This is a genomic window from Campylobacter concisus (assembly GCF_003048555.1).
GTDB lineage: Bacteria > Campylobacterota > Campylobacteria > Campylobacterales > Campylobacteraceae > Campylobacter_A > Campylobacter_A concisus_AO.
In genome coordinates, this window is sequence record NZ_PIRR01000068.1 from 1 (window position 1) to 6,024 (window position 6,024).

The window sequence follows — 6,024 nt, forward strand, 5'->3', positions numbered from 1 at the left end:
ATACAAATATATAAAAAAGCTTGTATTTTACCTTTTAACATATCCATGTAAGTATTATATGCTTTTAAATTATCTTTTCAAAATAAAAGTTATATTTGATTTTTCGAAAACTTACACACATTTAAAAGTAAGTTTTCGAAAATTAGAAGTTTTATAAGATTGTAGATTTTAAGCCAAAAGCTCTTTTGCGATCATACTTATGCGTTTTGCTTCAGCACTTGCTCCGATCTCATCTTTTGCCATTTTCATTACAGCGCCTAAATTTTTGCCAGCTCTTTCAATAATCTTTTTTATTTTCTCTTTAAGCTCTTCATCACTTAGTTGTGCTGGCAAATATGCCTTAATAAGCTCAATCTCGCCCTGCTCTTTTTTAGCCAAATCCTCCCTAGCGCCTTTTATATAAAGCTCAACCGAGTCAGCCCTCTTTTTGATCTCTTTTTGAAGTAGTGGAAGCACGACCTCGTCGGTCATCTCGATCCTTTGATCTACTTCAACTTGCTTAAGTGCTGCATTTAGCGTCCTTAAAGTATCTCTTTTAAACTCATCTTTTGCCTTCATGGCCTCTTTTATGTCGGCTAAAATTTGCTCTCTTATGCTCATTTTCTCTCCTTTAAATTTTTGAAATATTAACTAAAAATTTGTGATAATTTCTTGAAATTTTCCTTGCAGATATGCCGCCCCAACACCCTCTCTAAGCCCATCGTCAATAACTAAAAATTTTGCTTCTTGCCCACTTAAAAGCTCCTCTAAAAGCAAGGCTCCGGCGATGAGAGGATACTTTCTGTTTCTTCCAACCGCTGTGTCAGCGCTCTTATCGTCCATCTTTAAAAGCTCATTTACAAACCAGGCAAGATCATCATCTCTAAGCTCAAATCCGTTTACTTTTTTTGGATCATAGTTCTCGTAGTTAAGCCCAAGTCGTAGCGCTGCGATAGTAGTTGGTACGCCAGAAGTCAGCACGATAAATTTATTTTTTAAGCTATTTAAAAATTCTCTTGCATCTTTTGTATAAATTTTTGCATTTTCTTGCATTAAATCAAGCGTTTTAAATTTCTCAAAAAATGTAATAATGCCAAATTTAAAACTCATAAAATTTCCATCTTCACCGATCTCTGAGCTTGCTCCACCGATGTCAATGATACTAAAATTTTCATTTATTCCAAGCTTTTTAAAAGCATTTTGAACACCCAAAAATGTAAGTTTTGCTTCTGCTTTGCCACTGATGATATGAAAATTTATGCCAAATTTTTCTCTTATCTCGCTAAAAATTTTTCCGCTATTTGATGCCACCCTAAAAGCCTCAGTCGCGACTGCTGCGCATTTAAATTTATCAAAGTCAAATTTATTTTTAGCCTCTGTTATCGCTTCAAAGAGCCTATTTTTAGACTCATCTGCTATCTTGCCACTTTCATTTAGTCCTCTAGCAGCTCCTACTATCTTTTCATAAATTTGCTCATTACTAAAGCCATTTTGCTCTTTTTTAACAAGCGCTACGCGAAATGTGTTTGAGCCAAGATCGATCGCTATAACCAAAATTTATCCTTAAAATTTTTGCAGATTCTAACATATGATAATTTAGTATCATTTAAAGTTGAAAAATTCTAAAAACTTTAATATTTTTCAAGATATAATCCCTATCAAAAACCTTATAAGGGGGCTTGATTGCTTCGAGATAACTTATTGGCATTTGTTATTTTTGCAATTTGTAGCGTTGGATTTTTCGTTTGGGGCTATCAATACATCCCGACAAATAACTACTTTTTATTCTTGATCGCTGGCATGTTTGGTCTTTTTATGGCCTTTAATATCGGTGGAAATGACGTTGCAAACAGCTTTGGCACAAGCGTCGGCGCAAAAACACTCACACTAAAACAAGCTCTTGTAATCGCCGCCATTTTTGAGCTTAGCGGCGCGATATTTGCAGGATCTGAGGTTACAAATACGATTAGAAACGAGATCGTGAAATTTCCAAGCGATCTAAATCCGATGAAATTTGTCATCATTATGATCTCAGCCCTTCTTAGCTCAGGTCTTTGGCTATTTTACGCGTCCAAAAAAGGTCTGCCAGTCTCGACCACTCACTCGATAGTTGGTGGCATAGTTGGAGCAGGACTTGCTATGGGTTTTATGATAAAAGATCCCGAGCCATTTAGTATGGTTTCATGGAGTGAGATCGGTAGAATTGCCGTAAGTTGGGTCATTTCGCCACTGCTTGGCGGCGTGATGTCTTACGTTATATTTGGCTACGTAAAAAGCAAGATTATAGAACCAACACATGAACTTAAAATGAATCTAAAAGCGTTAAAAGCTGAGAGAAAAGCCTACAAAGAAAGCTTTATAAAAGCACTCAAAACAAAGCCAGCTGAGGAGCAGATAGCCACTCTTTCAAAGATCGCAGTTATCGATGAGGATGAGATCGAAACCACTGAATATAGCGAATACCGCTCAAAAATTCGCATGATGAAAGATAGCGAAAAAGAGATAGATACTTTTAAAGCGATGAAAAAGCACATCCCAATCATCGCTGGATTTGCCGCAATGGTCATCTCATCAATGATGCTTTTTAAAGGGCTTGAGCATATAAATTTAGCCTTTAGCATCATCCAAACAGTCTGGATCATCTTCGTCATCGGAGCTCTAGCATATCTTGCAAGCCTTGCTATCATAAATGTCATGAGCAAAAACGATAGCGAAAAAAGCATCAATAGAATTTTCTCATGGTTTCAAATTTTTACCGCTTCATCTTTTGCATTTTCACACGGCGCAAACGACATTGCAAACGCAGTTGGACCATTTGCCGCTGTGCTTGATGTGCTAAAGACTGGCTCTATAAACGAAAGCTCGCCGATACCTAGCATCGCAATGGTAACATTTGGCATCTCACTTGTCGTCGGACTTTGGTTTTTAGGCAAAGAGGTCATCACCACCATCGGCTCAAAACTAGCTGAAATTTTACCGACAACTGGCTTTAGTGCCGAGCTTGCCTCAAGTATCGTCATACTTCTAGCCACAAAACTTGGCATACCAGTTAGCTCGACGCATATCCTAATAGGTGCAGTTTTGGGCATTGGCATCGTAAATAAAAATGCAAACTGGAAAATGGTAAGACCAATCATTCTTGCTTGGCTCATCACGCTTCCAGCAGCTGCTATCTCATCAGCTATATTTTATTTTGCCCTTGCTAAATTTTTAGGCGTTTAGTCATATTTTTAAATAGCTAAACCGCCCTATTTTTTTAGATATTTTTTGTATAAAATTGGCAAGTCAAGTTCAACCTGCCAAGTAAATTTGAAGTTATTTTTTCTTAATGATGATCTTCTCACCATCGCTATCAATGGTGATCTCATCGCCACTTTCAAGCTCATCTTTTAAGATCATATCAGCGATCTTATCTTCAACTAGCTCATAAAGCGCTCTTCTAAGAGGTCTTGCGCCATAAACTATGTCAAAGCCAGCTTTTGCGATAAATTTCTTAGCCTCTTCGCTCAGAATTGCCTTGATACCACGGCTATGGAGAGTCTTTTCAAGCTCTTTAAACATGATCTCAACGATAGAGATTAGACCTTGCTCATTTAGAGGATTAAAGATGATAGTATCATCAAGCCTGTTTAAAAACTCAGGTTTAAAGTAGTTTTTAAGCTCGTTTTTAATAGCCACATCACGATCTTCGCCCTTTAGCTCCATGATGAAATTTGAAGCAATGTTTGAAGTTAAAATAATGATAGTGTTTTTAAAATCAACCGTTACGCCCTTATTATCAGTCGCACGTCCGTCATCTAAAATCCCCAAAAGTATGTTAAATACATCTTTGTGAGCCTTTTCAACCTCGTCAAAAAGTATGACCGAATAAGGTCTTCTGCGAACCGCTTCTGTTAGCTGACCGCCCTCATCGTAGCCTACATATCCTGGAGGTGCACCAAGAAGCCTGCTCACGCTATGTTTTTCCATATATTCGCTCATATCAAAGCGAATAAGCGCCTTCTCATCGTCAAATAAAAATTTAGCCAAAGCTTTAGCTGACTGAGTTTTACCAACACCTGTTGGACCAAGAAATAAAAATGAACCAATAGGCCTTTGACCTTCATTTAGCCCTGCTTTGTTTCTCTTAACAGCACGCGCAAGTGCGTGTAATGCGTCATCTTGACCGACAACGCTCTCTCTTAGATGCTCTTCGATGCGCAGATATTTCTCTTTTTCGCTTGTTAGCATCTTTTTAACTGAAATTCCAGTCCATTTGCTCAAAATTTCAGCTACAAGCTCTTCATCGACTTGATTTTTAAGAAGCACGCCCTCTTTTTTCATGCTCTCCCATTTTTCTTCAAGCTCGTGTTTGTGCTTTTTAGCGTCAGCTATCTTGCCGTATTCTATCTCGGCAGCTTTTTGAAGATCGCCATTTCTTTTTGCTATTTCAGCTTGTGATTTTAAGCTATCTATCTCTTTTGTTGCTTTTGAAATTCCGCCAAAAACGGCCTTTTCATTTTCAAATTTAGTATCAAGCGCTAGCTTTTTCTCGTTTAGGTCAGCTATCTCTTTTTCGATCTCGCCAAGTCTTTCTTTATTTTTATCCGCATCCTCCATCTTTAGAGCTTCTTTTTCTACTTGAAGCGTTACGATCTCGCGTTTTATCTTTGAAAGCTCATATGGCTCGCTCTCTATTTGCATCTTAAGCTCAGCTGCTGCCTCATCTATAAGGTCGATCGCTTTATCTGGCAAGAAGCGGTTTGCGATGTAGCGGTCACTTAACCTTGCTGCGGCAACTAGCGCACTATCTGTTATCGTGATGCCGTGATGAACTTCAAGACGCTCTTTTATACCACGTAAAATTTGAAGTGCCTCATTTACGCTTGGCTCTTTAACGTCTATCGGCTGGAAGCGTCTTTGAAGTGCTGCATCTTTTTCAAAGTATTTTCTATACTCTTTCAATGTCGTCGCACCAACAGCGTGAAGCTCGCCACGTGCAAGAGCTGGTTTTAGAATATTTGCAGCATCCATACCACCCTCGCTCGCACCAGCTCCAACTATGGTGTGAATCTCATCTATAAAAAGTATGATGTTACCAGCTTTTTTCACCTCGTCGATGACAGCTTTTAGCCTATCTTCAAACTCACCTCTATACTTTGCACCAGCCACAACCGCACTCATATCAAGCGCGATGACACGCTTGTTTGCAAGACTTGTTGGCACGTCGCGAGCCACTATCTTTTGAGCTAGCCCCTCAACGATGGCTGTTTTACCAACGCCTGGTTCACCGAGCAAGATAGGGTTGTTTTTGCTCTTTCTTATTAAAATTTGCATCATTCTAGTGATCTCTTCATCACGGCCGATGACTGGATCAAGCTCTTTATTTAGCGCTTTTTGCGTCAGATCGATACCAAATTTCTCTAAGCTATCAAGAGTATCATCGCCAGTTTGGCTATCTATCTTTTTACCGCCTCTTATGCTTTCAAGATTCTTTTTGATCTCTAAGATGTCGCAAAATTTGCTTAAAATTTGTTTGATCTCACTAAGCTCAAGAGATGAGATGATCCATGTATCAACAGCTATGTAGCTATCTCCCATACTTACCATCAACGCTTTTGCATTTTCAAGAGAATTTATAAGCTCTCTTGAAACTGAAACGTTATCTTTTGTGACATTTGAGCTACTTGGAAGTGAAGAAATTTTACTTTTTACTTCAAGTTCGACAGCATCTTTACTTACATTCATTTTATTAAACACTTGGTTTAAAATAGAATTGCTATCTGCAAGTAAAGCCCAAAAGACGTGAAGTGGCACAACTTGTGGATTTTTAGAAAATATCGCTAAACTAATACCTTTTTCAAGAGTTTCTTGCATCTGAGCTGTTAAATTTTCTGTTATATCAGCCATTAAATCTCCTTGGATTATTTTATATGGTTGCCATTATATAACTTTAGTCTTATATTGTCAAGTATTTTTATAATGCTTGTCACTCTTTTTATTTAATTGCTGAAATTTACCGTTATAAATTTGTATCAAATACTATCCAAAGGCAAAAATATAAGC

4 protein-coding genes are annotated in these 6,024 nt (G+C 37.9%); 1 reads left to right on the forward strand and 3 read right to left on the reverse strand.

Annotated elements, in window-relative coordinates; genetic code table 11:
• Window positions 1-168: 168 nt before the first annotated feature.
• Both CVS92_RS08625 and CVS92_RS08630 read right to left on the reverse strand, forming a co-directional pair.
• Window positions 169-600 (reverse strand): GatB/YqeY domain-containing protein, encoded by a 432-nt coding sequence (locus CVS92_RS08625; RefSeq protein WP_072594244.1) that lies wholly within the window; start codon window positions 598-600, stop codon window positions 169-171.
• 30 nt (window positions 601-630) lie between these two features.
• Entirely contained in the window at window positions 631-1,533 is a 903-nt protein-coding gene (locus tag CVS92_RS08630) for a disulfide bond formation protein DsbA (protein WP_107789175.1), read from the reverse strand.
• A 129-nt stretch (window positions 1,534-1,662) separates the two neighbouring features.
• Between CVS92_RS08630 and CVS92_RS08635 the strand changes: the two genes are divergently transcribed.
• On the forward strand, window positions 1,663-3,201 hold the full coding sequence (locus CVS92_RS08635; RefSeq protein WP_107789176.1) for an inorganic phosphate transporter: 1,539 nt from the start codon (window positions 1,663-1,665) through the stop codon (window positions 3,199-3,201).
• A gap of 93 nt (window positions 3,202-3,294) precedes the next feature.
• Here the strand turns inward: CVS92_RS08635 and CVS92_RS08640 are convergent, their stop codons facing one another.
• Window positions 3,295-5,868, reverse strand: coding sequence for an ATP-dependent Clp protease ATP-binding subunit (locus CVS92_RS08640; RefSeq protein WP_107789177.1), 2,574 nt, complete (start codon window positions 5,866-5,868; stop codon window positions 3,295-3,297).
• Between the last annotated feature and the right edge of the window lie 156 nt (window positions 5,869-6,024).